Annotated in this window: 24 protein-coding genes; 18 read left to right on the top strand and 6 right to left on the bottom strand. The window is 62.8% G+C overall.

The window, feature by feature from the left end:
• Positions 1–59 precede the first annotated feature (59 nt).
• The 3 genes from EOC83_RS24285 (at position 60) to EOC83_RS24295 (ending at position 4137) form a co-directional block, all read left to right on the top strand.
• A complete protein-coding gene (locus tag EOC83_RS24285) occupies positions 60–1280 on the top strand; it encodes an OmpP1/FadL family transporter (RefSeq protein WP_013531282.1) in 1221 nt (406 codons plus the stop codon).
• Between the two features lie 306 nt (positions 1281–1586).
• Complete coding sequence (gene ilvD, locus EOC83_RS24290; RefSeq protein ID WP_024503842.1) at positions 1587–3311, top strand: dihydroxy-acid dehydratase; 1725 nt, start codon at positions 1587–1589, stop codon at positions 3309–3311.
• Complete coding sequence (locus tag EOC83_RS24295; protein ID WP_013531284.1) at positions 3298–4137, top strand: tetratricopeptide repeat protein; 840 nt, start codon at positions 3298–3300, stop codon at positions 4135–4137. The genes ilvD and EOC83_RS24295 overlap by 14 nt, the downstream gene beginning before the upstream one ends.
• A 50-nt stretch (positions 4138–4187) precedes the next feature.
• On the opposite strand, the gene EOC83_RS24300 is transcribed toward EOC83_RS24295, so the two are convergent.
• The 4 genes from EOC83_RS24300 to erpA form a co-directional block, all read right to left on the bottom strand.
• Positions 4188–4442 carry a hypothetical protein gene (locus EOC83_RS24300; RefSeq protein ID WP_244506831.1) on the bottom strand — a complete coding sequence of 85 codons (255 nt, stop codon included), beginning with the start codon at positions 4440–4442 and terminating at the stop codon, positions 4188–4190.
• A 135-nt stretch (positions 4443–4577) separates the two neighbouring features.
• The gene (gene xth, locus EOC83_RS24305; RefSeq protein ID WP_013531286.1) at positions 4578–5372 is read right to left on the bottom strand and encodes an exodeoxyribonuclease III; all 795 of its coding nucleotides are present in this window, start codon (positions 5370–5372) and stop codon (positions 4578–4580) included.
• Positions 5373–5388: 16 nt separating this feature from the next.
• Positions 5389–5784 carry a VOC family protein gene (locus EOC83_RS24310; RefSeq protein ID WP_013531287.1) on the bottom strand — a complete coding sequence of 132 codons (396 nt, stop codon included), beginning with the start codon at positions 5782–5784 and terminating at the stop codon, positions 5389–5391.
• A gap of 1 nt (position 5785) precedes the next feature.
• The gene (gene erpA, locus EOC83_RS24315) at positions 5786–6133 is read right to left on the bottom strand and encodes an iron-sulfur cluster insertion protein ErpA (protein ID WP_013531288.1); all 348 of its coding nucleotides are present in this window, start codon (positions 6131–6133) and stop codon (positions 5786–5788) included.
• Between the two features lie 90 nt (positions 6134–6223).
• Here erpA and EOC83_RS24320 point away from each other — a divergent pair, with 90 nt between their 5' ends.
• From EOC83_RS24320 to EOC83_RS24380, 13 genes are all read left to right on the top strand, one after another.
• Positions 6224–7438, top strand: coding sequence for a deoxyguanosinetriphosphate triphosphohydrolase (locus EOC83_RS24320; RefSeq protein WP_024503844.1), 1215 nt, complete (start codon positions 6224–6226; stop codon positions 7436–7438).
• A gap of 75 nt (positions 7439–7513) precedes the next feature.
• A complete protein-coding gene (gene argS, locus EOC83_RS24325) occupies positions 7514–9271 on the top strand; it encodes an arginine--tRNA ligase (protein ID WP_063168120.1) in 1758 nt (585 codons plus the stop codon).
• Between the two features lie 103 nt (positions 9272–9374).
• Positions 9375–12701: an SPOR domain-containing protein gene (locus EOC83_RS24330; protein ID WP_063168119.1), complete on the top strand. Its 3327-nt coding sequence runs from the start codon at positions 9375–9377 to the stop codon at positions 12699–12701.
• Between the two features lie 132 nt (positions 12702–12833).
• On the top strand, positions 12834–13853 hold the full coding sequence (gene nagZ, locus EOC83_RS24335; RefSeq protein WP_013531292.1) for a beta-N-acetylhexosaminidase: 1020 nt from the start codon (positions 12834–12836) through the stop codon (positions 13851–13853).
• 61 nt (positions 13854–13914) lie between these two features.
• Positions 13915–14715, top strand: coding sequence for a ScpA family protein (locus EOC83_RS24340; protein ID WP_013531293.1), 801 nt, complete (start codon positions 13915–13917; stop codon positions 14713–14715).
• On the top strand, positions 14712–15479 hold the full coding sequence (gene scpB, locus EOC83_RS24345) for an SMC-Scp complex subunit ScpB (RefSeq protein WP_027160430.1): 768 nt from the start codon (positions 14712–14714) through the stop codon (positions 15477–15479). The genes EOC83_RS24340 and scpB overlap by 4 nt, the downstream gene beginning before the upstream one ends.
• Before the next feature lie 170 nt (positions 15480–15649).
• On the top strand, positions 15650–15871 hold the full coding sequence (locus EOC83_RS24350; protein WP_013531295.1) for a twin-arginine translocase TatA/TatE family subunit: 222 nt from the start codon (positions 15650–15652) through the stop codon (positions 15869–15871).
• 30 nt (positions 15872–15901) lie between these two features.
• Positions 15902–16702, top strand: a complete 801-nt coding sequence (gene tatB / locus EOC83_RS24355) for a Sec-independent protein translocase protein TatB (protein WP_063168118.1) — start codon at positions 15902–15904, stop codon at positions 16700–16702.
• Entirely contained in the window at positions 16699–17565 is an 867-nt protein-coding gene (gene tatC / locus EOC83_RS24360) for a twin-arginine translocase subunit TatC (RefSeq protein WP_013531297.1), read from the top strand. Before tatB ends, tatC begins: the two co-directional genes overlap by 4 nt.
• A 345-nt stretch (positions 17566–17910) precedes the next feature.
• Complete coding sequence (gene serS, locus EOC83_RS24365; protein ID WP_063168117.1) at positions 17911–19215, top strand: serine--tRNA ligase; 1305 nt, start codon at positions 17911–17913, stop codon at positions 19213–19215.
• Positions 19215–19973, top strand: a complete 759-nt coding sequence (gene surE / locus EOC83_RS24370) for a 5'/3'-nucleotidase SurE (RefSeq protein WP_024503850.1) — start codon at positions 19215–19217, stop codon at positions 19971–19973. Before serS ends, surE begins: the two co-directional genes overlap by 1 nt.
• The gene (locus EOC83_RS24375; RefSeq protein ID WP_013531300.1) at positions 19970–20629 is read left to right on the top strand and encodes a protein-L-isoaspartate(D-aspartate) O-methyltransferase; all 660 of its coding nucleotides are present in this window, start codon (positions 19970–19972) and stop codon (positions 20627–20629) included. Before surE ends, EOC83_RS24375 begins: the two co-directional genes overlap by 4 nt.
• Positions 20630–20820: 191 nt before the next feature.
• The gene (locus tag EOC83_RS24380) at positions 20821–22323 is read left to right on the top strand and encodes a peptidoglycan DD-metalloendopeptidase family protein (protein ID WP_063168116.1); all 1503 of its coding nucleotides are present in this window, start codon (positions 20821–20823) and stop codon (positions 22321–22323) included.
• Between the two features lie 132 nt (positions 22324–22455).
• Here EOC83_RS24380 and EOC83_RS24385 read toward each other — a convergent pair whose 3' ends face one another.
• A complete protein-coding gene (locus EOC83_RS24385; RefSeq protein ID WP_063168115.1) occupies positions 22456–23346 on the bottom strand; it encodes an NAD-dependent epimerase/dehydratase family protein in 891 nt (296 codons plus the stop codon).
• A gap of 113 nt (positions 23347–23459) precedes the next feature.
• On the opposite strand from EOC83_RS24385, the gene EOC83_RS24390 reads away from it, so the two are divergent.
• Positions 23460–24278 (top strand): AraC family transcriptional regulator, encoded by an 819-nt coding sequence (locus EOC83_RS24390; RefSeq protein ID WP_063170251.1) that lies wholly within the window; start codon positions 23460–23462, stop codon positions 24276–24278.
• Between the two features lie 39 nt (positions 24279–24317).
• On the opposite strand, the gene EOC83_RS24395 is transcribed toward EOC83_RS24390, so the two are convergent.
• On the bottom strand, positions 24318–25193 hold the full coding sequence (locus EOC83_RS24395; protein ID WP_024503854.1) for an ATP-binding protein: 876 nt from the start codon (positions 25191–25193) through the stop codon (positions 24318–24320).
• Positions 25194–25470: 277 nt separating this feature from the next.
• Between EOC83_RS24395 and yajC the strand changes: the two genes are divergently transcribed.
• Positions 25471–25809, top strand: coding sequence for a preprotein translocase subunit YajC (gene yajC / locus EOC83_RS24400; RefSeq protein WP_013531305.1), 339 nt, complete (start codon positions 25471–25473; stop codon positions 25807–25809).
• Positions 25810–25850: the final 41 nt, after the last annotated feature.

Consider the following 25850-nt stretch of genomic DNA (forward strand, 5'->3'; position numbering starts at 1 on the left):
TGCACCGTTAACCTGAATTGGTTCTAGCTTGGTGCACTCGAATTCGGGGAGGACATTTCATGACTATTCTGCGACTGAAGGCGCTGCTGGGGGCGGGCTGCTTTTCGCTGGCTTTGATCGGGACGGCGATGAATCCGGCACATGCCGGCGGCCTGGAGCGTGGCGGCTACGATATCGATCTGCTGTTCGATCCGGCTCCGTTCGCGACCGAAGCGGAAGCGACCTATGTGATGCCGGACCGCAAGTACGAGAATGCGCGCGGTCCAGGCGGAGCCGATCTCGGCTTGGGCACCTCGGCCGACGGAGCCGAGGGCTATTGGGTTCCGCGCGTGGGAATGAAGGTCCAGGTCGTGCAAGGCGTGGATTGTATGGTCGATTATTCGCAGCCCTGGGGCGCGCATACCGCACCTGGCATGTGGAATGGTGCGCTTTCCAATACGGAAACCGATATCAAGAGCAACAACTACGCTGGTACATGCTCTTATAAATTTGATGCGGGCAAGGGCCAACTTCGTTTTATCGGCGGGCTGTTTTACCAAGACATCTCGGGATTCAAAGAAAGCTTGGTAAACGTACTCCCAGCATTGACAGGCCGTGTCGATCTCGAGGCCAGTGGCTGGGGTTGGCGCGCAGGCGTCGCTTATGAAATCCCCGACATCGCGTTGCGCGCGAGCCTTGTCTACAATTCGAAAGTCAAGCTCGACAATATCTCGGGTGCGCTCGACCTCACCAGTATTGGCAGAGGCGTTACCGATATTTACGGATCAACACAGTACATGCCTGATTCCGTGGAGCTGAAGTTGCAGTCGGGTATCGCTCCCGGCTGGCTTGCCTTCGGTTCGATCAAGTGGGTGAACTGGAGTTTGCTGCAGAGCGTTCCTATCTGCCCGGTGGGGGCTCCGTCCTCACTTTGCTTCACCAACGGCCCGGCAGAGGCAACCTCCCTTGACCTGATGTATCGTGATGGCTGGACCGTATCAGGTGGTATCGGCCACAAGTTCAACGATCAGTGGAGTGGAGCCGGTCAGTTGACTTGGGATCGCGGCACCTCGCATGGCTTCGGCGCGCAGACCGACACCTGGACGCTGGGTGGCGGCGTCGCTTATACGCCGAAGCCCAACATTGAGGTTCGCCTGGCCGGTGCAGTCGGTGTGCTCACCAGTGGTCATTCCGGCATAGTGATTGGCGAGAACGGAAAAATTATTGGTGACGACGCCACCTACGATTTTGGCAACGATCTGGTCACGGCATTTTCCGGCGGTATCAAGATCAAGTTCTAACCTGTTGAGAATTTTACAAAAAGGCCGGGCAATACCCGGCCTTTTTCATTTGGGCGGCTCTTGCCCGTGCGCCATTCATATAGGCCGCGTGCACATAAGCCGCGCTGTTGTCGCCCTCCTGCTATTGTGACGTTTTGGCAACACTTTCTGAACAACCCCTGCGGTAGAGGTCAGGCTGAGGAAATTGCCCATTTCCCGCCATAAACCCGGCGCACCTCGATCTTGTCTCGGGACACGCGCCAAAAGGCTCGGCGAGGGGGCAGGCCGCTCCGCCCCATTTGCAGGGAAGATGGGGCAAGGAAGAGTATGGACGCCAAAGTCATCTCCAAGGCTAAGCTCCCTAGCCGCTATGTGACCGTCGGTCCGGCGCGTGCGCCGCATCGTTCCTATCTCTATGCCATGGGTTTGTCGGCGGCCGAGATTGCGCAGCCGCTGGTCGGGGTCGCCTCCTGCTGGAACGAGGCGGCGCCCTGCAACATTTCGCTGATGCGCCAGGCGCAGGTGGTCAAGAAGGGCGTCGCGGCCGCCAGCGGCACGCCGCGCGAATTCTGCACCATCACCGTCACCGATGGCATCGCCATGGGTCACCAGGGCATGAAGTCGTCCCTGGTGTCGCGCGAGGTCATCGCCGATTCGGTCGAGCTCACCATGCGCGGCCATTGCTACGACGCGCTGGTTGGGCTCGCCGGCTGCGACAAGTCGCTGCCCGGCATGATGATGGCCATGGTGCGGCTCAATGTGCCGTCGATCTTCATCTATGGCGGTTCGATCCTGCCCGGCAGCTATCGCGGCCGCCAGATCACCGTGCAGGATGTTTTCGAGGCGGTCGGCCAGCACTCGGTCGGCACGATCAGCGATGACGAACTGCTTGAGATCGAACAGGTCGCGTGTCCCTCGGCCGGTTCCTGCGGCGCCCAGTTCACCGCCAACACCATGGCGACCGTCGCCGAGGCGATCGGCCTGGCGCTGCCCTATTCCTGCGGCGCGCCGGCACCCTATGAAATGCGCGACCGGTTCAATTTCGCCTCGGGCGAAAAGATCATGGAGCTGATCGCCAGAAATATCCGGCCGCGCGACATCGTCACGCTGAAGGCGCTGGAGAATGCGGCGACCGTGGTCTCGGCTACCGGCGGTTCGACCAACGCGGCACTGCATCTGCCGGCGATCGCGCACGAGGCCGGCATCAAGTTCGACCTGTTCGACGTGGCCAAGATCTTCGAGAAGACGCCTTACATCGCCGACCTCAAGCCGGGCGGCAAATATGTCGCCAAGGACATGTTCGAGGCCGGCGGCATTCCGCTGCTGATGAAGACCCTGCTCGACCACGGCTATCTGCATGGCGACTGCATGACGGTGACTGGCCGCACTTTGGCCGAAAACATGCAGCACGTTGTCTGGAATGAGCATCAGGATGTGGTCCGCCCGGCCAACAGACCCATTACCCAAACCGGCGGTGTCGTGGGCTTGAAGGGAAACCTGGCCCCCGAAGGCGCGATCGTGAAGGTCGCGGGCATGGCGGAGTTGAAATTCTCCGGGCCGGCACGCTGCTTCGATTCAGAAGAGGAATGTTTCGAGGCGGTGACGCATCGCAACTACAGGGAAGGCGAGGTTCTCGTCATTCGCTACGAAGGACCGCGCGGCGGCCCCGGCATGCGCGAGATGCTGTCGACGACGGCAGCACTCTACGGCCAGGGCATGGGCGGCAAGGTGGCTCTGATCACCGACGGGCGCTTCTCGGGCGCGACGCGCGGTTTCTGCATCGGCCATGTCGGCCCCGAAGCAGCCGTGGGTGGCCCGATCGGACTGCTCAGGGATGGTGACGTGATCTCGATCGACGCGGTGAACGGCACGATCGACGTGGCGTTGTCCGATAGCGAACTGGCGGCGAGGGCAAAGACATGGAAGGCGCGCGCGACCGATTATCAGTCGGGCGCGATATGGAAATATGCACAGACGGTGGGGCCAGCGCGCGATGGCGCGGTGACCCATCCGGGCGGTGCGAAAGAAACACACTGTTATGCGGACATCTGAGTTGTTGAGGTCATCTGTCTTTTCGGCACTGGTCGTGGCCGCCACGTTTGGCGCGACCTTTGGCGCCGTCGGCCAGGCCATGGCCTTCGACGACAAGGTGTTCGACGACAAGACCGGGGTGAAGCCGCAATCGAGCCCCTGGGCGGTCTTCCAGTTCGGCTTCTCCGCCTACAAGAACGGCCACAAGGAGCAGGCTGCCGAGGCCTACAAATACGCCGCCGAAAACGGCCAGATCGGCGCCACCTGGAAGCTTGCCCGCATGTATGCCGAGGGCGACGGCGTGGCGCGCGACGACTATGAGGCGTTCAAGTTCTTCTCCGAGATCGTCGACCAGGATGTCGAGCCCGGCTCGCCCGAGGAAAGCTATGTCTCCGATGCGCTGGTGGCGCTTGGCGACTATTTGCGCACGGGCATTCCCGGCAGCCCGGTCACCGAGAACGAGGTGGCGGCCCAGGAATACTACATGCGCGCGGCTGCCAACTACCGCAACCCGAACGCACAGTTCGAGATGGGGCAGATGTTCCTGAAGGGCGAGGGCGGGGTGAAGGCCAGCGTCAAGCAGGCCGGGCGCTGGTTCCAACTCGCCGCCGAGAAAGGCCATGCCGGCGCCCAGGCGACGCTGGGCCATCTGTTGTTCCAGAGCGGCAAGATCGTTCGCGGCCTGGCGATGATGACGGCAGCGCTCGAACGCGCTTCGCCCGCTGACCAGCCCTGGATCCGCGGCATGCAGGAAGAGGCATTTGCCACCGCCGGCGAGGCCGACCGCCGCACCGCGATCTCGCTGGCCGATGATATCCTCACCAAGGGCAACAACGCGGACCAGTAGTTTTGCTGGCGGCTGAACTGCCGATCTCCCCCACGAAGCGGGAGATTGGCTCAGTTCGCGATCGGCTCCGTCGGCACCATGCTGGGCGCCGGCGTCGAGATCGGCGTGACATGGGGGTGTGGCGCCAGCGTGTTTTCCGGGCAGCTATCCCCGATCTTCGTCCACGAGGTGTTGTTGAGCACCATATCGCAGCGGGCCAGATGGCTCTGCTCGGCCACCGTCAGGCAGGCGACCTGACCGATCTGGTAGGATTTTCCATTGGCCAGGCATTCCTGGTCGGCAAATGCCGTACCAGGAACGGCCATGGCAAATGCCAGGCCAATGGGACAAAGATGAAATCGTGCGCTCATGGAACCCCAGCCGCCATGCTGGTCTGCAATGAACGGCGCGAAATGTGGCGATATGAGGGTTCAGCGCAGACGGGCCCGGCGAGGGTTCTCTCAAGCCGGCTGAAGCGCGAGATCGATCGCCACCGGGACATGGTCGGATGGTTTTTCCCAAGCGCGCACATGCTTTTCGATAGAGGCCGATGAGAATCGGTTGGCGGCTTCCGGCGACAAAAGCAGGTGGTCGATACGGATGCCGTTGTTCTTCTGCCAGGCGCCGGCCTGATAGTCCCAGAACGTATAGGTGTCGCGCGCGTCGGTGACCGCGCGCACCGCCTCGGTGAAACCAAGATTGAGCAGCCGACGGAAGGCCTGTCGCGTCTGCGGCTGGAACAGGGCGTCGCCCAGCCAATTCTCCGGAAACCGCGCGTCGATCGGCTCGGGAATGACGTTGTAGTCGCCGGCGAGCACCAGAGCCTCCTCAAGTCTCAGCCGTTCTTCGGCCCAGCGCTCAAGCCGCGCCATCCAGGACAGCTTGTAAGGAAACTTCTTCTCGTCATCGATCGGATTGCCGTTCGGCAGATAGAGCGAGGCGACACGCAAGGCGCCCTTGTCGGTTGAGAAAACGCCTTCGATGAAACGCGCCTGTTCATCGGCATCGTCGCCGGGCAGGCCCCTGATCACCTCGTCGAAGCGCAGCTTCGACAACAGCGCGACGCCGTTGAAACCCTTTTGGCCATGGGTTTCGACATTGTAGCCAAGCGCCTCGATCTCGGCGCGCGGGAACTGCTCGTCGACCGTCTTGATCTCCTGCAGGCAGACGATGTCGGGTGCGCTCTCGGTCAGCCAATGGGTGAGGTTGCCGATGCGGGCGCGGACACCGTTGATGTTCCAGGTGACGATTTTCATGGCGGTCTCGTGCTGTTCAGTTGGGCTCTTGCGGCGGATGGCGTTCGACGAGGCCGATCGTATTGCCAGCCGGGTCCTTTAGGAAGGCCATCCATTCGCTTTCCCCCGCTGGACCGAACTGGCCGTCCGTGTCGCGATGGACAAGCGTTGGCGGCGCGGTGAAAGGCACGCCGGCGGCAGCAGCCGAGGCATGGAACTGATCAAGGCCCGATATGTCGAGATAGACGGTTCCGGCCGGTACGCCGTCGGTGAACAGCAGCCTGATTTCTCCGGCCATGATGAAGGCGATGCCCGGCGGATCGAAGCGTGCATGGACAGCCATGCCCAGCACGTCGCGCCAGAAAGCCAGCGTCACGTCGAGGTCACGGCCAGCCGACAGCGCGATCTGACGGACCGCACCGATGGCAGGCATTCTATATGGAGAAACTCGTGCCGCAGCCGCAGGAGGCGACGGCGTTCGGATTGCGGATCTGGAACGACTGGCCCATCAGATCGTCGACGAAATCGATCACAGATCCGCCCATATAGACCAGCGACAAATCGTCGATCAGCACCGTGGCTCCGTCCTTCTCGATGGCTACGTCGTCGTCGTTGCGCGTATCGACCAGATCGAACTTGTAGGAAAAGCCCGAGCAGCCGCCGCCTTCGACCGAAACGCGCAGCGCCGTCTTGCCGGCTTCGTTCGAGACAATCCTGGCGATCCGCTTGGCGGCGGCCTCGGTCATATCGACTTTCATGGCAGTCTTGGCATCAGCGCCCATGGGCGTCACCTTGCTTTCGGTTTCACATGATAGGTATGAAGCGCGAGGGGCCAAGTCAACCTGGCTAAGTCAAACGCGGCAGCATCAGCCATGACCAGTGAGTTGGGCGACATCGGATTCGGCTATCGGCCACGCGCCGCCTATGCCTGCGATCCGGCAAACTCGCGCGGGCGGCTGTTCGACGAGGTGGAGAGCCCGACCCGCACGCCATTCCAGCGGGACCGTGACCGCATCATCCATTCGACGGCCTTCCGGCGGCTGAAGCACAAGACGCAGGTCTTCATCGCCCATGAAGGCGACCACTATCGCACCCGGCTGACCCATTCGATCGAAGTGGCGCAGATAGCGCGCGCCCTGGCACGGGCGCTGCGCGGCGACGAGGATCTGGCCGAGGCGGTGGCGCTGGTGCATGATTTCGGCCACACGCCCTTCGGCCACACCGGCGAGGACGCGCTCAACGAGAAGATGGCCGTCTGGGGCGGCTTCGACCACAACGCACAATCGCTGCGCATCGTGACAAGGCTGGAGGCGCGCTACGCCGAGTTCGACGGGCTCAACCTGACCTGGGAAACGCTGGAAGGCCTGGTCAAGCACAATGGGCCGCTGACGGATGCCAACGGCAAGGGTCTGAAAGGGCCGGTGCCACAGGCGATCCGTGATTATTCGCAACTGCACGATCTCGAACTCGACCGGTTCGCCGGCATCGAGGCGCAATGCGCGGCGATCGCCGACGATATCGCCTACAACACGCATGACATCGACGACGGGTTGAGGGCAGGGCTCTTGACGCTGGACATGCTGGAGACGGTTTCGCTGCCGGGAACGATCCTGAAAGGCGTGCGCGAACGCTATCCTTCCCTCGATGCCGTGCGCACCGGCCACGAACTGATGCGGCGGCAGATAACGGCCATGGTCGAGGACGTGATCAGGTCGACGACCGCCAATCTCGATCGCATCAGGCCGCCGAGCGCCGATGCAGTGAGGGCAGCTGGCGAGACGATGGTGGTTTTCTCGGCCGAAATGGCTGCCCTGGAGAAGGAACTGAAGGCCTTTCTGTACAAGCACCTCTACCGGCACGCCGAGGTTATGAGGGTGCGCGCGGATGCCGAGCAGATCGTCAAGGATCTGTTCGACGCCTATTTCGCCGATCCGCGCGCCATGCCGGATGGCTGGCGCGAGGGGCTGGATCGGGCCGATGATCGCATCAAGGCGCGCAGCGTCGCCGACTTCCTGGCGGGTATGACCGACACCTACGCGCTCAAGGAACACCGGCGTTTGTTTGACCATACGCCTGAATTGGGCTAGGGCGGGCTCGATTTTGCCGGCCAACGAGCCGGATTCGCTGCAAAGCCGCCAGAGCCAGACCCCAGAGTCACACAAATGAACATCTTCGCCGATTTCACCGCGCGAATCATAAAAGCCGTCGAAGCGCTTGATCTGAAAGACAAAGACGGCATTTCGCCTGACCTGTCGCGCATTGCCGTTGAGCCGCCGCGCGACGCCAGCCATGGCGACCTGGCGACCAATGCGGCAATGGTGCTGGCCAAGCCGACCGGCCAGAACCCGCGCGCGCTGGCCGAAAGACTGGCGCAGGCGCTGCGCGACGACAAGGATGTCGCGGCAACAGAGGTGGCCGGCCCCGGTTTCGTCAATCTCAGGCTGAAGGACGGCTTCTGGCAGACACATCTGACCGCACTGCTCGGCGAGGGCCGCAACTATGGCCGCTCGATGGTTGGCGGCGGCAGGAAGACCAATGTCGAATATGTCTCGGCCAATCCGACCGGACCGATGCATGTCGGCCATTGCCGGGGTGCTGTCGTCGGCGATGCACTTGCCAATCTGATGGCCTTCGCCGGTTACGACGTGACCAAAGAATACGTCATCAACGACGCCGGCTCGCAGATCGACGTGCTCGGCCGTTCCGCATTCCTGCGTTACCGCGAAGCGCTGGGTGACGACATCGGCGAGATTCCGAGCGGGCTTTATCCGGGTGATTACCTGGTGCCAGTTGGTCAGGCGCTGGTCGCGGAATTCGGCCGCTCGCTGCTGCAGATGCCCGATGACGAGGCGCTCGCCATCGTCAAGGATCGCACCATCGATGCGATGATGGCGATGATCCGCGAGGACCTGGCGATGCTCAACGTGCATCACGACGTGTTCTTCTCCGAGCGCACGCTGCACGCCGACAATGCCAGGAAGATCCGATCCGCGATCAACGATCTGACGCTGAAGGGCCATATCTACAAGGGCAAGCTGCCGCCGCCCAAGGGCGAGAAACCCGACGATTGGGAGGACCGCGAGCAGACGCTGTTCCGCTCGACCGCGGTCGGCGACGACATGGACCGGGCGCTGGTCAAGTCGGACGGCTCATTCACCTATTTCGCCGCCGACGTTGCCTATCTCAAGGACAAGGTCGATCGCGGCTTCGTCGACCTGATCTATGTGCTCGGCGCCGACCATGGCGGCTACGTCAAGCGGCTGGAAGCCCTGGCGCGGGCGATTGCCGGCGAAGAGGTCAAGCTCACCGTGCTGCTTTGCAATCTGGTCAAGCTGTTTCGCGAGGGCGAACCGGTGCGTATGTCGAAGCGGTCGGGCGATTTCGTGACGCTGCGCGAAGTGGTGGAGGAGGTGGGCCGCGACGCGATCCGCTTCATGATGCTCTATCGCAAGAACGATGCGCCGCTGGATTTCGATTTCGCCAAGGTGACCGAGCAGTCCAAGGACAATCCGGTGTTCTATGTCCAGTACGCCTCGGCGCGCTGTCATTCGGTGTTCCGGCAGGCGAGCGAGCAACTGGGCGAAGCCAATTTCGACCGCAACAGCCTGGCGTCCGCCGCGGCATTGCTGACCGACGAGGGCGAGATCGGCCTGATCCGCAAGCTTGCCGAATACCCGCGGCTGATCGAGTCCGCCGCCCTTGCGCTCGAGCCGCATCGGCTGGCATTTTACCTCTATGATCTGGCTTCCAGCTTCCACGGGCACTGGAACCGTGGCACGGATAATCCGGACTTACGTTTTGTTAAGGTTAACGACCGACAATTGACGCATGCCAGACTAGGGCTGGTGCAGGCTGTTTCGGACGTTTTGACGTCCGGCCTGACGTTGATCGGGGCCGCCGCGCCCACTGAAATGCGTTAGGTTTGACTAAATAACCTGTCACCTTTTGCCCACATTGCGCTGGTAAGGGCCAACCCTACGCGACGTCCATGGCGTCCGAATGAGTGCGAGTTCGGGAACAATAATGGCAGACAGAACCCAGCTGAGAGTAGCCGACAACAACGACATCGCTGAGGATGATCCGTTCGCGGAACTGACCAGGATCATGGGATTCGACCCGCGCCAGCCGGTCAGGCCGCAATCGCCCGCCCAGCCGCAGGCCCCAGCCGCCGATCACGGGCTCGAAGAGGGCGATTTCGATATCGATCTCGAGAAAGAAATGATGGGCGAGTTCGGCGCTGACGACAGCGACGCCGCTCCGGTTGTTCAGGCTCATGAGCCGACTTTCGTGCATGAGCCGGCATTCGAAGCGGCTGACGCCAGCGCGATGGACGACGAGCTTTCGGTGTCGCTCGACGACGATTTCGAACTGGACATGGCTGAGATCGACGACCACGTCGCCGGCGCCAGCCATGCGGTCGCCGCTGAAGCCGTGCCGTCCGTCGAGCCCGCTTTCGCGTCCGACATTGGCGATGCCGTCGCCGGTTCGCTCGAGGACGTGTCCCCCTTCGAGGACGATCAGTCGATGGCGGACGAGCTTGCCGCCTCGCTCGACCAGGACCTTCGGATCGATGAGGAAGCCGAAGAGGCCCTGTACAGCGTTGCCGATACGCCCGCTTCTGTCGAGCCGGTTGCCTCCGATGACGAATTCGACGATGCGGTGGCAATGTCGCTTGAAGACGAGCTGATGCTCGACGACCATTCGGCGGCGGAACAGTCATTCATGGCCGCCGATCCCGTCGAGCATGCCATGCCGGAGCAGGCGGCGGCGCTTGACGGCCAGGCAATCTCCGACGAGAGCTTTGCTGGCCTCGACGATGCCATGGCCGATGTCGACATGGATTTCGACGTTCGCGCGGATGAGCCGATCGCCTTCGACGAGCCGGAAGCGCATGAAGTGCTTGCCGATGCTGCGGACTCAACAAGCGAGATTTCCAACCCTGAAGGCCTGTCGGACGATGCCTTCGACCTGAACTTTGAAGATTCGTTCGCCGAAACGGTCGAAGAGCCGGTCGCCGAAGTTGCTGCCGCTACGATCCAGCCGGCGGCGCCAGAAGCCAATGTCGCGCCGGCGGTGCACGCCCCGATTGCGGACGAACGGAGCCTGGAAGACGAGTTGAATGCGCTGCTGGGCGCCATGACTTCCCGCACGGCGCCGGTGGCCAGCGAGCCTGTCACGGCTCAGCCGGCTGTCGCTGCCCCGCCGCCTGTTGCCCAGCCTGCCGAGGAACCGGCCGACCTTGTCGGCGACCTCGACTGGGATCTTGACGAAACCACGCCTGAGCAGAATCGACATGTTGGCACGGCCCAAGCGGCCGACGCGGATATTGACGATCTTATGCTTGATGAACTCCAGGATCCGGACTCGGACACCATTGGCGATGTCGATTTCGACGATGATGCGTTGGACGCGGCTTTGGCCCAGGGCCTTGATCCGCGTGATGAAGCCGCTCCCCGGGACAATTCGGCGGATTCTTTCGATTGGCTTGCGGAGCGTTCCCAACCGACAGAGCCGACGCGTTCGTGGAGCCGCGTGACGCCGGTTCCGCAGCAGCCGTCATTCAGCACGCAGCCTACGTTTAGCGCTCAGCCGGCCGCTTCGGTGGCATCATCCATGGCCGCAGCGCCGGCAGTCGCCGCCATGACGTCCTATGGTTCGTCCGAGCCGGTCGAAACCTTGGCTCCCGCTGCCCCAGTATCGGCGCCGCAATCGCGCCAGCCGGCGCGTTACGAAGACATGCCCGATGTCGAGACGGTCGATGTGCCCGAGCGTGTCGTGGCGCTGGCGGACGATCTCGATATCCCCGAACTGCACTTCGAGGAAGACCAGCCGGCGTCGCCTGGCTATGACGATCTCGATGCCGAGTTCTCCAGCCTTCTCTCCGAGATGAACGCGGTGGAGGTGACTGCCGCCCCAGCAAGCAACGCGGCCGGCGCGTCTTACGATGATGGCTCCTATGCCGCGGGCTTCAAGCCGGGCTATGACAGCCTCAAGCCGGGCTATGACGGGGTCAAGCCGGGCTATGAGCCGGAAGCGCGAACCTATGCGGCGCGGCCGATGGAAATGTCTGCCCGCGCGGCGCCGCCCACGGGTTATGCCGACGCCTCGGGCTACGACCTCGACAACCTGCCGGGGAGCCAGCCGGCTTCCCAAGCCGATGATTTCACCGTCGATGAACTCGACTACGATCCCGAACTCGACGAGGAGATGGCTGTTCCGGGTCTCGGCGAGCGTGAGGCCGCAAGGCCGTCGCGCGGACGCGGCCTGTTCATCGCCGCGATTGTCGGCGCGGTCGCGGTCGCGGGCGGTCTCGGTGCCTTTGCGCTGTCCTTTGGCGGCAAGGGCGGCAGCGAAGCGCCCGTCATCGTCAAGGCCGACAACGCGCCGATCAAGGTCAAGCCGGAGAATCCGGGCGGTGCCGTGGTGCCGAACCAGGACAACAAGGTCTACGACGCGGTCAGGGGCGCCAAGCCCGCCGAGCCGGTCCAGGAAAAGCTGGTCACCAACACCGAAGAGCCGGTGGACGTGCAGGCGAAGGACCCGGCCCGCGCCATCGATCTTTCGCCGGACCAGAATGCAGCCGGCGCTGGAACCGATGTCGGCAACGCCGCGCCGATGGCCGGCGCTGCTTTGGCCGACAATACGGCGCCAGCTCCCAAGTCCGAGGACCGCATCGCGCAGGTGCTGCAGGATGCAGACAAGGGCACAAATGCCGATGTCGTCGCCATTGCACCGCGCAAGGTGAGGACCATGGTGGTCAAGTCGGACGGTTCGCTGGTGCCGCGTGAAGATCCGGCGGCACCCGCCGCTCCGCAAGTGGCCGCTACCGAGCCGGTCGATCCGGCGCCGCAGCATGTCGCCCCGGCGGCGCAAGCCGATGCCGACCAGACCGGTACCGTGGCGCCTGCCGCCGCCCAGGCGGACGACGAGCCGGCCCTCAAGCCGGTGGCCAAGCCAAAGGCCGAGGCCAAGGCCCAATCGGCCAACACGCCGGCAAAGGTTCCGCTAGCGCCGCAGCGTCCGTCCGACCAGCCGGTCGATGTCGTCGGCGAGGTCAAGCCCGATCAGGTTGCGTCCATCGATCCGGCATCGACCGCGGCAGGCGGTGGCTCGTGGTCGATGCAGATCGCCTCGCAGCCGACCGTCGAAAGCGCCCAGTCCAGTTATCAGGATCTGCAGCGCCGCTATGGCAGCGTGCTTGCCGGGCGTACCGCCAACATCGTCAAGGCCGAGATCGCCGGCAAAGGCACGTTCTACCGCGTGCGCGTTCCGGCCCAGTCACGCAATGACGCGATCAATTTGTGCACCAGCTACAAGGCCGCCGGCGGCAACTGCTTCGTCTCGCGCTAAAGCCGGAGCCAACCGATTGAAAGCCGGCGCGGTCACCGCGCCGGCTTTTTTCATGGGGAAAGCAGATCCGGCGTTGCCGTGGATGAATCCCTGGCGATTCCCTTTGATCGCACAAAGCCCTAAACTGCCGACATGACCGAATCAAAATCCATGATCCTCGGCTGCGCCGGGAAATCGCTCACCCGCGAAGAAATCAATTTCTATCGCAATGAATGCCCGTGGGCCTTCATCCTGTTTGCGCGCAACATCGGCGAGACCGAACAGATCCGCGATCTGGTCGCCGAGATGCGAGACTGCATAGGGCGTCCGGACGCGCTGGTGTTCATCGATCAGGAAGGCGGCCGTGTGCAGCGCTTGCGGCCGCCGCTGGCGCCGAATTATCCCGCCGGCGGCGCGCTGGGCGCGCTGTGGCGCGACGATCATGATGCCGGCGCCCGCGCGGCCTGGCTGATGGCGCGGCTGCATGCTTTCGACCTGTTACGCTACGGCATCACAGCCGATTGCCTGCCGGTGCTCGACGTGCCGATCGAAGGCGCCAGCGATGTCATCGGCGCGCGTGCCTACGGCAAGGACCCGCGACCCGTGATCGAGCTCGGCCGCGCAGCCGCGGAAGGGCTGATATCGGGCGGCGTGCTGCCGGTCATGAAGCATATTCCGGGCCATGGACGTGCCTTTGCCGACACGCATTTTGAACTGCCAGTGGTCAATGCCTCGCTCAGTGATCTGCAGCGGCATGATTTCGCCCCGTTCAAGGAGCTTAGCCATCTGCCGATGGCGATGACTGCGCATGTCGTCTACAGCGCGATCGACCCGAACAATCCGGCGACCACCTCCGGCAAGGTCATCGACGAGATCATCCGGCGCGAAATCGGCTTCGACGGACTGCTGATGAGCGACGACACATCGATGAAGGCACTTTCTGGGGATTTCCCGACAAAGGCGGCCTCGATCCTTGCGGCGGGCTGCGATCTGGTCCTTCACTGCAACGGCGTTTTCGAGGAGATGGCCGGCATCGCATCGCGCACCACGGGGCTTGAGGGCACGTCGCTGGAGCGCGCCAAGCGGGCGCTGACCTATATAAAGGACCGTGACACGGTCGAAGAAACCGAAATACGCGCCGAATTCGCCACCTACTTCGATGCGGTGGCATAGCAAGGGAAAGTGACAGGCAGTGGCGGAGACATTGGAAAGCAAGGCCGCGAAGGCCGCACCGATGGACCGTCTGTGGGCCGAAAATGACGATTCACGCGTCACCGGCGACCCGTCGCTGGTCGTCGACGTGGCCGGCTTCGAAGGTCCGCTCGATCTTCTGCTGCATCTTGCCCGCACCCAGAAAGTCGATCTGGCGCGCATTTCGATCCTGGCGCTGGTCGAGCAATATCTGACCTTTGTCGAGACGGCGAGGGCGCTCAGGCTGGAGCTTGCCGCCGACTATCTGGTGATGGCGGCATGGCTGGCCTTCCTCAAGTCCAAGCTCCTGATCCCCAAGCAGCCAGGCGACGAGGGCGAAAGCGGCGAGGAACTGGCGGCGGTGCTGCAGTTCCGACTGAAGCGGCTGGAAGCCATGCGCGACGCCTCGGCGCGTCTGGTCAACCGCAACCGGCTCGGCCGCGACGTGTTCGCGCGCGGCATGCCGGAAATGGTCATCATCGAAAAGCGCAACGCCTATTCTGCCTCGCTCTACGATCTCTTGACCGCCTATGCCCAGCAGCGCCAGAAGCAGGCGATCAACAATGTGACCATCGCCAGGCGCGGTGTCTGGTCGCTCAAGGACGCGCGCGACATCCTGACCCGCCTTGTGGGAGCCGTGAGCGACTGGACGACGATGGAAAGTTTTCTGATCGCGTACATGACCAGTCCCGAGGAGCGGCGCACGGCGATCGCGAGCTCGTTCGCTGCCACGCTGGAACTGGTGCGCGAAGGCAAGATGGATGTGCGGCAGGATCAGACGTTCGCGCCGATCTACCTGCGCGGCCGAACGCAGACAATCAAGGCAGTCGAGGTGGCATCATGAGCGAACGCGCCAACGCTTCGGTTGTCCCGTTCAAGATCGGCGATGAACCCGACGAGGGCCCGCTTTCCCAGGATCCGGCCGAGCAGCAGCTACAAAACCCGGCCGAGCGACTGCATCTGGCCGAGGCTGTGCGCATGGCCGAGGCGATCGTGTTCGCCAGCGCCGAACCCGTCAGCGAAAAGCAGCTTGCGGCACGCCTGCCGGACGGCATCAACATCGCCCTGGCCATGGCCGAGCTGCAGCAGATCTATGCGCGGCGCGGCGTCAATCTGGTGCGTGTCGGCGATGCCTGGGCGTTCCGCACCGCCGGCGACCTGGCTTTCCTGATGAGCAGGGATACCGTCCAGCAAAGGAAGCTCTCCCGCGCGGCTCTCGAAGTGCTGGCGATCATTGCCTATCACCAGCCGGTGACGCGTGCCGAGATCGAGGACATCCGCGGTGTCGAAACCTCGAAAGGCACGCTCGACACGCTGCTGGAAACGGAATGGGTGCGCATGCGCGGCCGGCGAAAGACACCCGGACGCCCGGTCACCTACGGCACGACGGAGACCTTCCTCGATCATTTCGCGCTGGAAGAGATCCGCGATCTGCCCGGCATGGAGGAACTGAAGGGGGCCGGCCTGCTTTCGGGCCGCATGCCGTCGAATTTCTCCATTCCGCAGCCGCCGGCCGATCCCGATGCATTGACCGACGACGAGGATGCGCTCACCGATATCGATCTCGAGGAACTCGGCCTGCTGACGCCGCGCGTCACGGAAGATTGACTGGCATTGGCGGCCGATCTGTCGAGGATGCGCGGATTCGTAGCGGGGCCGCCGCGTCGAAAATGCGTGACATCCGCCACCCTTTCATAAACTCTGTCGCAGTTGTGTTTGAATCCCAACGCGAAAACGCATAGATCATCGCCAGGGAAAACATTCGAGAGAGATTTGCTATGGGTTCATTTTCGATTTGGCACTGGATGATCGTGCTGGTGATCGTGCTTTTGGTGTTCGGCCGCGGCAAGATTCCCGAGCTGATGGGCGACATGGCCAAGGGCATCAAGAGCTTCAAGAAGGGCATGGCCGACGACGACGTTGCCGAAGACAAGCGCACCGTCGAACATCGTGCCGACGAGACCGTTGCGGCCGCGAAGGAAAAGGCCAGCAAGAGCTGAGCCCAAAGGTTCTAGTCGGAACAGAGTGTCATGTTTGAAGTCGGCTGGACCGAAATGCTGGTCATCGCGATCGTCATGATCGTGGTCGTCGGGCCCAAGGATTTGCCCAATATGCTGCGCACCTTCGGCCGCACGACGGCGAAGCTGCGCGCCATGGCATCCGATTTCCAGAAACAGTTCAACGAGGCGCTGAAGGAAGCCGAGCTCGACGACGTCAAGAAGTCCGTCGACGAGCTCAGGGGCATGAGCCCGATGGCCGAGATCAGGAAGCAGCTCAATCCGTTCGAACAGGCCGCGGCCGACGTTCGCTCCGGCGTCGACGCGGCGATGAAGCCGAAGCCGGCAGCCGATCCGGCAACGCCAGCCGCTTCGACCCCGCAGGCGGCCGAGCCGCTGAAGAACGGTGCAACGACCATGCCCGGCGTCAACGGACCGGAAGCAGCGCCGGCAGCGCCGATTTTCCCGGCGATGACCGACGAATCGGTGGTGACGTCATCAGTGCCGACGACACCCGTCGTGGCGCCGAAGGCGTCCACGGCGAAGAAGGCAGCCAAGCCTGCACCGTCAAGGGCGACGCCGGCTATAAAGGCTTCGGCAAATGGCGCTAAAGCTCCTGCAAAAACGGTCACCGCTAAGGCCACGCCTGCGCCCAAGGTGCCAGCGAAGCCGGTGACGGCGGCAATGCCTGAAACGCCCAGGGCCAAGACGCCCGCTGCGGCCAAGGTGATCGCGTCCAAGACCGTAGCGACCAAGACGGGGGCGAAAATCGAACCGAAACCTGCTGCGGCCAAGAAGCCGGCGGCCAAGAAGACGGCTGGAGCCGCCAAGTGAGCGTTTCGGACACCGAAAAGGACGAGATCGAGAAATCGTCGGCGCCGCTGATGGAGCATCTGATCGAGCTGCGCCGGCGGCTGATCTGGTCGCTGGGCGGTTTCTTCGTTGCCTTCCTGGTCTGTTTCTTCTTCGCCAAGAAGCTGTTCAACCTTCTGGTCGTCCCGTTCAAATGGGCGACGCAGTGGGCAGGCCTCGATCCGCACAAGGTCGAGCTGATCTACACGGCGCCGCAGGAATTCTTCTTCACGCAGGTCAAGCTCGCCATGTTCGGCGGCATGGTGATCGCCTTTCCGCTGATCGCCACGCAGATCTACAAATTCATCGCGCCCGGCCTCTACAAGAACGAGCGCAACGCCTTCCTGCCGTTCCTGATCGCGTCGCCAATCCTGTTCCTGATGGGTGCGTCGCTGGTCTATTTCTTCTTCACGCCGATGGTGATGTGGTTCTTCCTCGCCATGCAGCAGGCCGGCACCGACGATCAGGTGCAGATTTCACTGCTGCCAAAGGTGTCGGAATATCTCAGCCTGATCATGACGCTGATCTTCTCCTTCGGCCTGGTGTTCCAACTGCCGGTGGTGACCAGCCTGATGACACGCGTCGGCATGCTGTCGTCCAAGGGGCTGGCCGAGAAGCGCAAATGGGCGATCGTCATCGCCTTCGTCGTCGCGGCGGTGCTGACGCCGCCCGATCCGATGAGCCAGATCGGCCTCGCCATTCCGACCATCCTTCTCTACGAGGTCTCCATCTGGGCTGCCCGGCTGATCGAGCGCGATCAGGAAAAGCAGCGCGTGGCACGCGAGAAGCAGGACGCGGCGGAAGAGGTCGCCGAGAAGAAGCCGGCGGACGCGTCCTCCACCTGAACGGCGCCGCCGCGTCTGGCCAGTCTCGATAGGAATTTTTTCTTGACCTGGTGAGGGCAGCTATGCTATGATTCTCGGTATGGTGCTGACTTGCGCCAGCGACCCGCCGTAGAGGCGGGTTTTTCATTTCAGGCTCTCCCCCGCCTTCAGCCGAAAGCGCGTCAAAGCGTGATCGCATGCTTGCGTTCCCCATGCCCCATCTTGCATCGATCGAGGATGCGGTTTACGCCCTCTGGCTGAAACGCATCGCACTGAAAGCGATGCGTTTCAGTTTTGTTTGAAGCATGTCGTTGTCCCAAACCGCTGCGCACTTTGGGCGACATGCTACCCCGGAGCGTTCAAACCATGCTTGACATCAAATGGATTCGCGACAACCCGAAGGCCCTTGTCGAGGCGCTGGTGAAGCGCTCGTGGTCGGCTGACGAGGCGCAGTCCACGGTCGGCGGGCTGATCGCCTCGGACGAGGCGCGGCGCGAACACGTTACCGAGCTACAGACCAAGCAGGAGCGCCGCAATGCCGCGTCGAAAGAGATCGGCAACGCCATGCGTTCGGGCGATGCTGCCCTGGCCGAGACGCTGAAAGCCGAAGTCGGCGAGATCAAGGTCTTCATCCAGAACGGCGAGGCGCGCGAACGCGAGCTGGACAAGGCGCTGAACGATGCGTTGGCGGTGCTGCCCAACGTGCCGTTCGACGACGTGCCTGTCGGCAAGGACGAGCACGACAATGTCGTCAAGCACATCGTCGGCAAGGTGCCGACGCGGCCGAACTGGGTGAAGGAGCATTTCGAGATCGGCGAAGCGCTCGGCATGATGGATTTCGAGCGCGCGGCAAAGCTGTCAGGCTCGCGCTTCACCGTGCTGAAAAGCGGGCTGGCGCGGATGGAACGCGCGCTCGGCCAGTTCATGCTCGATTTGCACACGACCGAGCATGGCTACGAGGAAGTCATTCCGCCGCTGATGGTCAAGGACGATGTTTTGTTCGGCACCAACCAATTGCCGAAGTTCGAGGAAGATCTGTTCTTTACGCCGCACGGGGAGGGCAGGCTTGGCCTGATTCCCACCGCCGAGGTCCCACTCACCAACCTTGTGCGTGAGGAAATCACCGCGCATGAAAAACTGCCGCTGCGCTACACCGCGCTGACACCGTGCTTCCGTTCGGAAGCGGGCTCGGCCGGGCGCGACACGCGCGGCATGCTGCGCCAGCATCAGTTCTACAAGGTCGAGCTGGTGTCGATCACCGATCAGGAATCGTCACTTGCCGAGCATGAGCGGATGACGCAATGCGCCGAGGAAGTGCTGAAGCGGCTCGGCCTGCCGTTCCGCACCATGACGCTGTGCACCGGCGACATGGGTTTTGGCGCACGCAAGACCTATGACATCGAGGTCTGGCTGCCCGGCCAGAACGCCTATCGCGAGATCTCGTCCTGCTCGGTGTGCGGCGATTTCCAGGCACGCCGCATGGACGCCCGCTACAAGGACAGGGACGGCAAGGGCAACCGCTTCGTCCACACGCTCAACGGCTCGGGCACAGCCGTTGGTCGCGCGCTCATCGCCGTCATCGAAAACTACCAGAACGAGGATGGCAGCGTAACCATTCCTGAAGTGCTGCGGCCTTACATGGGCGGTCTGGAAAAGATCGAAGCGAAATAATGCGTATCCTCCTGACCAATGACGACGGCATTCATGCCGAGGGCCTGGCGTCGCTCGAACGCGTCGCACGTACGCTGTCCGACGATGTCTGGGTGGTGGCGCCCGAGCAGGACCAGTCCGGCTATGCGCATTCGCTGTCGATCTCGGAGCCGCTGCGGCTGCGCAAGATTGGCGAGAAGCATTTTGCCGTGCGCGGCACGCCGACCGATTGCGTCATCATGGGCGTCAAGAAGATCCTGCCTGGCGCACCCGACCTGATCCTGTCCGGCATCAATTCGGGCGCCAACATCGCCGACGATGTCACCTATTCCGGCACCGTCGCCGGCGCCATGGAGGGCGCGCTGCTCGGCATTCGCTCGATCGCGCTCAGCCAGGGGTACAGCTATGTCGGCGAAGATCGCGTCGTGCCCTACGAGACGACGGAGGCGCTGGCGCCGGCGCTGCTGAAGAAACTTGTCGCGACGCCATTGCCGGACGGCGTGCTGCTCAACGTCAATTTTCCCAACTGCACGCCCGAGGAAGTCGCAGGCACGGTGGTCACCTCGCAGGGCAAGCTCGTGCACTCCCTGTGGGTCGACGAGCGCCGTGACGGGCGCGGCCTGCCTTACTACTGGTTGCGTTTCGGCCGCGAGCCGGTCGAAGGCAAGCAAGGCACCGACCTCTACGCCTTGCGCAACCGGCTGGTGTCGGTGACGCCGCTGCAGCTCGACCTTACCGCCCATGAAATCCGTGACCAACTGAGCAAGGCGCTCGCATGAACCAGGGCCTCCCGATCGACGACCGCGAAGGTTTTGCCGCCTTTCTGCTGCGTCTGCGCGGCCGGGGGACTGTGCCGAAGGCGCTGATCGCGGCCTTCGAGGCGACGCCGCGGCGCGGCTTCCTGGCGGCCCAGTTCCATCAGATCGCCTGGTCGGACCGCATGCTGCCGATCGAATGCGGCGAGGCGATCGAAGGCGCCGACATGCAGGCGGCGGTGATCGCCGCACTCACCATCGAGCAGGGCAACCGCGTGCTCGAGATCGGCACCGGCTCGGGCTACACCTCGGCGGTGATGTCGCGGCTGGCCGCGCGGGTCATCACCACCGATCGCTACAAGACGCTCGCCGAGCAGGCGCGGCAACGCTTCGAGGCGCTCGGCATCGGCAATGTGATCGTGCGCCACGCCGATGGTTCCGGCGGGCTGCCGAATGAAGGGCCATTTGACCGCATCGTCGCCTGGGCTGCCTTCGACAGCCTGCCGCGTTTCCTGCTCGACCAGTTGTCGAGCGGCGGTATCGTCATCGCTCCGATCGGCCCCGAAGAGGGCGAACAGGTGCTGGCCAAGCTGACCAAGGTCGGCAGCCGCTTCGAGCGTGAAGACATCGGCCTCGTTCGCCTGCAGCCGATCCTGCGCGGTGTTGCCGCTGTTATCTAGCGCGGATGTCGATGTTCGGCCGCGTCGTGCGCCCGTCTTCGACCCCGGCTGACCTGACCCGAAATCTTCGCACGGCTCGCTCTCTAATATTTTAAGAAAAATTGCGTCGGATTCCATGAGGTTAACCGTCGAGTAACATTAACGCGCTTTAATCATGCCTAGTTTGTACCGGGTATGTGCGGGTTAGTGCGATGCAACTCAGTGTTTTGAAGACAAACGGTCGCAATCTGGCGCGAGGCTGCGCCATTCTGATGGTCGCGGGTGCTGCTGCGGGGTGCAGTTCCCAGGTTTCGCGGTTCAATGGCGTCGACGACGTCTTTACATCCTCGACCAACAATCAGCGCGCCATCATCAACAAGCAGGATGCCGTACAGCAGCCCTATCCGGGCGATGTCGCCGCCGCTCCGATCGATGGCAGCCATACACAATCGGTCAGCCGCTCCAGCCTCGAGCCGGTCTCGACGCGGCCGCTGCCGCCGCCCGTTGCCCAAGCGCAGCAGGCGCCGGCATCGAAGCCGGTGCGCACCGCATTGGCCCCGGCACCGCATGTCGACAGGACCACGACCGGCACCGTCGCTCCGGCGGCGTCGCCTTTCAAGGTTTCGCAACCTGACGAACCCCGCGTGGCTGCTTCCGGCACTCCGCATGCAACCGAGATCGTCGTCAGGGACGGCGAAACGATCGGCGGCCTGGCGCAGCGCTACAAGGTGCCGTCCGACGTGATCATGAAGGTCAACGGGCTGAGCGCGACCAAGGGGCTGAAGACCGGCCAGAAGCTGGTCATCCCGGCCTATGCCTATTCCAGCAAAGGCGAGGCGAAGGTCGCGGATGCCAAGCCGGCGAAAGACGGCAAGCACAACCTGCCGGCCACTGCGCCGGACAAGGTCGCCGTTCTGCCGCAGCAGCCGAAGCCTAAGGAAGGCAAGTCCGCCGCTCAGGTCGACGCGTCGGCCGCAGCAAACCAGCCCAAGGAGCCCAAGCCGCAGGTTGCCAAGACGACCGGCGCTGCCGGGACCTACACGGTCCAGTCGGGCGACACGATGTCTTCGATTGCCAGGAAGACCGGCGTCGGCGTCGTTGCTCTAAAGCAGGCCAACGGGATGAAGGACGGACTGCTCAAGATCGGCCAGACCCTGAAGGTGCCGGCCGGCGGAACCGCGACCGTCGCCGCTGCCAAGCCGGCCAAGGTCGATCCGGTGACGACGGCCACCACGCAGCCCGCGGCAAAGACCACGCCGTCTGAAACGCTGGCGTCCTACACGCCGCCGAAAAAGGATTCGAAGGTCATCCAGCAGGCCGAGGCCGACGATGCCGTCGCGCCAGACGCCACCGGCATCGGCAAGATGCGCTGGCCGGTGCGCGGCCGCGTGATTTCCGGTTTCGGCTCGGGCAAGGACGGCGTCGATATCGCCGTGCCGACGGGCACACCGGTCAAGGCGGCCGAGAACGGTGTCGTCATCTATGCCGGCGACGGCCTCAAGGAATTCGGCAACACGGTGCTGGTGCGCCACGAGAACGGCCTGGTCACCGTCTACGGCCATGCCAGTTCGATCGAGGTGCAGCGCGGCCAGAAGGTCAAGCGCGGCCAGGAGATCGCGCTGTCGGGCATGAGCGGCACGACGGACTCGCCGAAGCTGCACTTCGAAGTGCGCAAGAATTCGGCGCCAGTCGATCCCTCCGGTTATCTCGAATAGTCGGGGCTGTTTCGAATAGAAGAAAAAAAGCAATTTGCGGGCCGTCTGACCTCCAGTCCGGCCCGCCGGCTCAGCCCGTTCCGAAAGGAGCGGGCTTTTTCAGTTCCGGTGCGACGCGCCAGTCTTCAAGCTTCAAAGATGGTCGCGCAGAGTGTCGGCGATCATGACGCCAAGGCTGCTGGCCTTGACGCCGAGAAGCGTCTCCGCGTCGGAGGAATCGACCAGCAAGGGTTTGTCGAAGAGATAGCTCATCTCGATGAGCTCATGCATGCCCAATGCTTCCATTTCGGAGATGGAATAGGAGCGTGTTCCTGGAATTTCACGGTGAAGCATTGCCGCGGTCGCCCGGATGAGTTCCCGGGGTGGGGCGTGTTGCGATGGAACATGGAACGCCCGTCCCCATTCGCCCGTGTAGCGCGAGGCAGCGACCAGTGTCCTGGCCACGTCCTTCGTGAAGGACCAGGCGTGAGTTGCGTCGAGGTTTCCGATGAAAGCCGTCGGTTTCCCTTCGATTATGGAGGGCAGCGCGACCAGTGAGAAAGAGCTGATCGCGCCATGTCCAAGATAATCGCTGGACCGCACTTCGACGGCCGGCACGTCCGCACGGACCGCCCGCTGCCACATGATCGTCCGGGCGGTTCCTTTCTTCGAAGTCGGATCCAGAGACAGGTCGGAGTGAAGCGGGCTTTCGGCATCTTTGCCATAGCCATAGAGATTTCCGAGCACCACAAGCTTCGCGCCGACCGCTTCGGCAGCCCGCACGGTGCCGTCGATGATTGGGAAGAAGTCGGTCGGCCAGCGGTGATAGGCGGCCATGGCGCACATGAAGATCGCGTCGGCGTTTCGGCTGATACGCGCCAGTTCCGCGGCATTGGTGGCGTCGGACTGCACGGTCCGGACGTTTTGCAGCGCGTTCGAACCGACACTCCGGCTCGTCAAGACAACATCATGGCCTTCTTCGCCCAGAAGCCGCGCGGTCTCGCGACCAACCGGGCCTGCTCCCACAACAACATAGAAACTCATGGCATAACCTCTCATCCAAGTTTTATGGAGAGGCGTAGGTACATAGCCACGGCATTGAAAATCGCGCGGGAATTGCCAAGTCTTGAACAGGTTTTGCCATGAATCGAGAAAGCATGCTCTCGCAAGTCGCCCCGGCCCGATCCCCGTCCGACGTAACATTGGCCTCCCGGCATGTCGAAGCCGGGGTCCATCGTCTGCTCCGGGCGCCACACCATCGCATCATGGTGCATGCAAGTGCCGCGACGCGCTCCTACTGCCATGAGGTTCGACGATATTTCGTCAGGCGCGCCGGCGATATCGACCTGGTGCCCGCCGGTCAGGAGGGTGGGTTCGAGGCTGAGACCCCGTTCGACACGATCGAGATCGCGTTACAACCGGCCTTGATGGAAAGGGTGGCAGCCGAACTTGGCAAGGCGCGCGCATTGCCGCTCGGCACACGTCACCTGCTTCGTGACCAGCGCATCGAACACCTCGCGCGAGCACTGGAGAGCGATCTCAATGCGAAGTCGCCGAGCGGGTCGTTGTTTGCCGACAGCATCGGCGCCGCGCTCGCTGTGAGGCTGCTTGGCCTCGGTGAACCTGATATCGATCGCGCGAACCGGCTGTCGGATACTCAGCTCAAGCGCGTGCTGGAGCATATCGAGGTTGCGCTGCACGAACCCCTATCGATCCATCGACTGAGCCGGGTTGCCGGCGCCAGCAGTTCGCACTTGCGGACATGGTTCAAGGCGGCGACGGGCTTCACCCTGCACCGCTACGTGCTACGGCGTCGCGTCGAACGCGCACGCGTCCTGCTGCAGCAAGGCGATCTCAGCACAAGCGAGGTGGCGGAATTGACGGGCTTCGCGCACCAGTCACATCTGGCGCATTGGATGCGGCGTGAGATCGGCCAAACGCCGCGTGATTTGCGGCGGTCGCAGCCGCCCAAATGATCTTGTCATCGGATGGCGTTGGCGACGCTATCCAACGCATCAGTCCTTCAGCGGTTTGCCGAGCCGGCCAGCCAAATCCTGGGTGAACTGCCAGGCGACGCGGCCCGAGCGGCTGCCGCGCGTCGTCGCCCATTCCAATGCTTCGGCGCGCAGCGTGTCGGGATCGATTGTCAGCCCGTGATGGCGGACATAGCCGTCGATCATGTCGAGATACTCGTCCTGCGAACATTTGTGGAAACCGAGCCACAGCCCGAAGCGGTCGGACAGCGACACCTTTTCCTCGACCGCTTCGGACGGGTTGATCGCGGTCGAGCGTTCATTGTCGATCATGTCGCGCGGCAAAAGATGGCGGCGGTTCGAGGTGGCGTAGAAGATGACATTGGCTGGACGGCCCTCGACGCCGCCTTCGAGCGCTGCCTTGAGCGATTTGTAGGAGGTGTCGTCATGGTCGAAGGAGAGGTCGTCGCAAAACAGGATGAAGCGGAAGGGCGCCGCCTTCAGCAGACCCATCAGCTTCGGCAGCGTGTCGATGTCCTCGCGGTGGATCTCGATCAGCTTCAACGGCAGGTCGGACCTGGCCTTGGCGTTGATCTCCGCATGCACGGCCTTGACCAGCGACGATTTGCCCATGCCGCGCGCGCCCCACAACAACACATTGTTGGCCGGGTAGCCGGCAGCGAAGCGTTCGGTGTTGTCGACAAGGATGTCGCGGACGCGGTCGACGCCACGGATCAGTCCGATGTCGACGCGGTTAACCCTGTGCACCGGTTCCAGATAGCCCGGATCGGCCTGCCAAACGAAGCAATCAGCCTCGCGGAGGTCGGTTTGGGGCACCGGCGGCGGGGCAAGGCGGCTCACCGCTTCGATCAGCCGGTCGAGTTTCTGGTTCAGGGCCTCAATGCTGCTGTCGGTCATGTCTGTCTTTTGTTTTCGCGTTTTTGATGTCTTGGGGCGTGAAGCTGCCCGATTTCGCCTGATACAAAACCGGTTGCAACCTTTTGTTCGAGCATAATTTTTTGCGGAAACCGGCTCGCGCTTTTTGCGATCCTGCTCTAACACGGCTCAACAGGCCGGAAAAGCAGCCGATTTGGCCGGCCGCGCAGTTGCATTGACAACTTTACCGACTATATTCCGGCCAAATTTCAAGGGGCCGCCAGATTGGCGGCTGTTTTCAAAATTCAGGAGTACCTCGATGTTCGTGACACCGGCATACGCCCAAGGCGTCGGCGCTTCTCCCGACATGTTCATCAGCATTTTGCCGTTTGTCCTGATTTTCGTGATCATGTATTTTCTGATCATCCGGCCGCAGCGCACGCAGCTGAAGAAGCGTGGCGAGATGCTGGCCGCGGTCCGTCGCGGCGACACGGTCGTCACCGGCGGCGGCTTCGTCGGCAAGGTGACCAAGGTGATCGACGACAACGAGCTCGAGGTCGACCTCGGCAATGGCTTGAAGGTGACGGCGCTGCGCTCGACGATCGCCGATGTGCGCGTCAAGGGCGAGCCGGTGGCCAACCAGAACGCCAAGAAATAATCCAATTTTAGGCGGAGCGATCCGCGGACACGCTCTGACGG

This window comes from Mesorhizobium sp. Primo-A (assembly GCF_003997175.1).
Classification (GTDB): Bacteria; Pseudomonadota; Alphaproteobacteria; order Rhizobiales; family Rhizobiaceae; genus Mesorhizobium; species Mesorhizobium ciceri.

Bases quoted from the DNA above. Each gene is read 5' to 3' on its own strand.
- ilvD (WP_024503842.1), top strand. From the start codon at position 1,587: ATGGACGCCAAAGTCATCTCCAAGGCTAAGCTCCCTAGCCGCTATGTG.
- EOC83_RS24390 (WP_063170251.1), top strand. From the start codon at position 23,460: ATGCTCTCGCAAGTCGCCCCGGCCCGATCCCCGTCCGACGTAACATTG.
- scpB (WP_027160430.1), top strand. From the start codon at position 14,712: ATGAGCGAACGCGCCAACGCTTCGGTTGTCCCGTTCAAGATCGGCGAT.
- yajC (WP_013531305.1), top strand. From the start codon at position 25,471: ATGTTCGTGACACCGGCATACGCCCAAGGCGTCGGCGCTTCTCCCGAC.
- EOC83_RS24350 (WP_013531295.1), top strand. From the start codon at position 15,650: ATGGGTTCATTTTCGATTTGGCACTGGATGATCGTGCTGGTGATCGTG.
- EOC83_RS24295 (WP_013531284.1), top strand. From the start codon at position 3,298: ATGCGGACATCTGAGTTGTTGAGGTCATCTGTCTTTTCGGCACTGGTC.
- EOC83_RS24330 (WP_063168119.1), top strand. From the start codon at position 9,375: ATGGCAGACAGAACCCAGCTGAGAGTAGCCGACAACAACGACATCGCT.
- erpA (WP_013531288.1), bottom strand. From the start codon at position 6,133: ATGGGCGCTGATGCCAAGACTGCCATGAAAGTCGATATGACCGAGGCC.
- EOC83_RS24300 (WP_244506831.1), bottom strand. From the start codon at position 4,442: ATGGCCGTTCCTGGTACGGCATTTGCCGACCAGGAATGCCTGGCCAAT.
- argS (WP_063168120.1), top strand. From the start codon at position 7,514: ATGAACATCTTCGCCGATTTCACCGCGCGAATCATAAAAGCCGTCGAA.
- EOC83_RS24375 (WP_013531300.1), top strand. From the start codon at position 19,970: ATGAACCAGGGCCTCCCGATCGACGACCGCGAAGGTTTTGCCGCCTTT.
- nagZ (WP_013531292.1), top strand. From the start codon at position 12,834: ATGACCGAATCAAAATCCATGATCCTCGGCTGCGCCGGGAAATCGCTC.
- EOC83_RS24340 (WP_013531293.1), top strand. From the start codon at position 13,915: ATGGACCGTCTGTGGGCCGAAAATGACGATTCACGCGTCACCGGCGAC.
- tatB (WP_063168118.1), top strand. From the start codon at position 15,902: ATGTTTGAAGTCGGCTGGACCGAAATGCTGGTCATCGCGATCGTCATG.
- EOC83_RS24385 (WP_063168115.1), bottom strand. From the start codon at position 23,346: ATGAGTTTCTATGTTGTTGTGGGAGCAGGCCCGGTTGGTCGCGAGACC.
- surE (WP_024503850.1), top strand. From the start codon at position 19,215: ATGCGTATCCTCCTGACCAATGACGACGGCATTCATGCCGAGGGCCTG.
- EOC83_RS24285 (WP_013531282.1), top strand. From the start codon at position 60: ATGACTATTCTGCGACTGAAGGCGCTGCTGGGGGCGGGCTGCTTTTCG.
- EOC83_RS24320 (WP_024503844.1), top strand. From the start codon at position 6,224: ATGACCAGTGAGTTGGGCGACATCGGATTCGGCTATCGGCCACGCGCC.
- xth (WP_013531286.1), bottom strand. From the start codon at position 5,372: ATGAAAATCGTCACCTGGAACATCAACGGTGTCCGCGCCCGCATCGGC.
- EOC83_RS24380 (WP_063168116.1), top strand. From the start codon at position 20,821: ATGCAACTCAGTGTTTTGAAGACAAACGGTCGCAATCTGGCGCGAGGC.
- EOC83_RS24395 (WP_024503854.1), bottom strand. From the start codon at position 25,193: ATGACCGACAGCAGCATTGAGGCCCTGAACCAGAAACTCGACCGGCTG.
- EOC83_RS24310 (WP_013531287.1), bottom strand. From the start codon at position 5,784: ATGCCTGCCATCGGTGCGGTCCGTCAGATCGCGCTGTCGGCTGGCCGT.
- serS (WP_063168117.1), top strand. From the start codon at position 17,911: ATGCTTGACATCAAATGGATTCGCGACAACCCGAAGGCCCTTGTCGAG.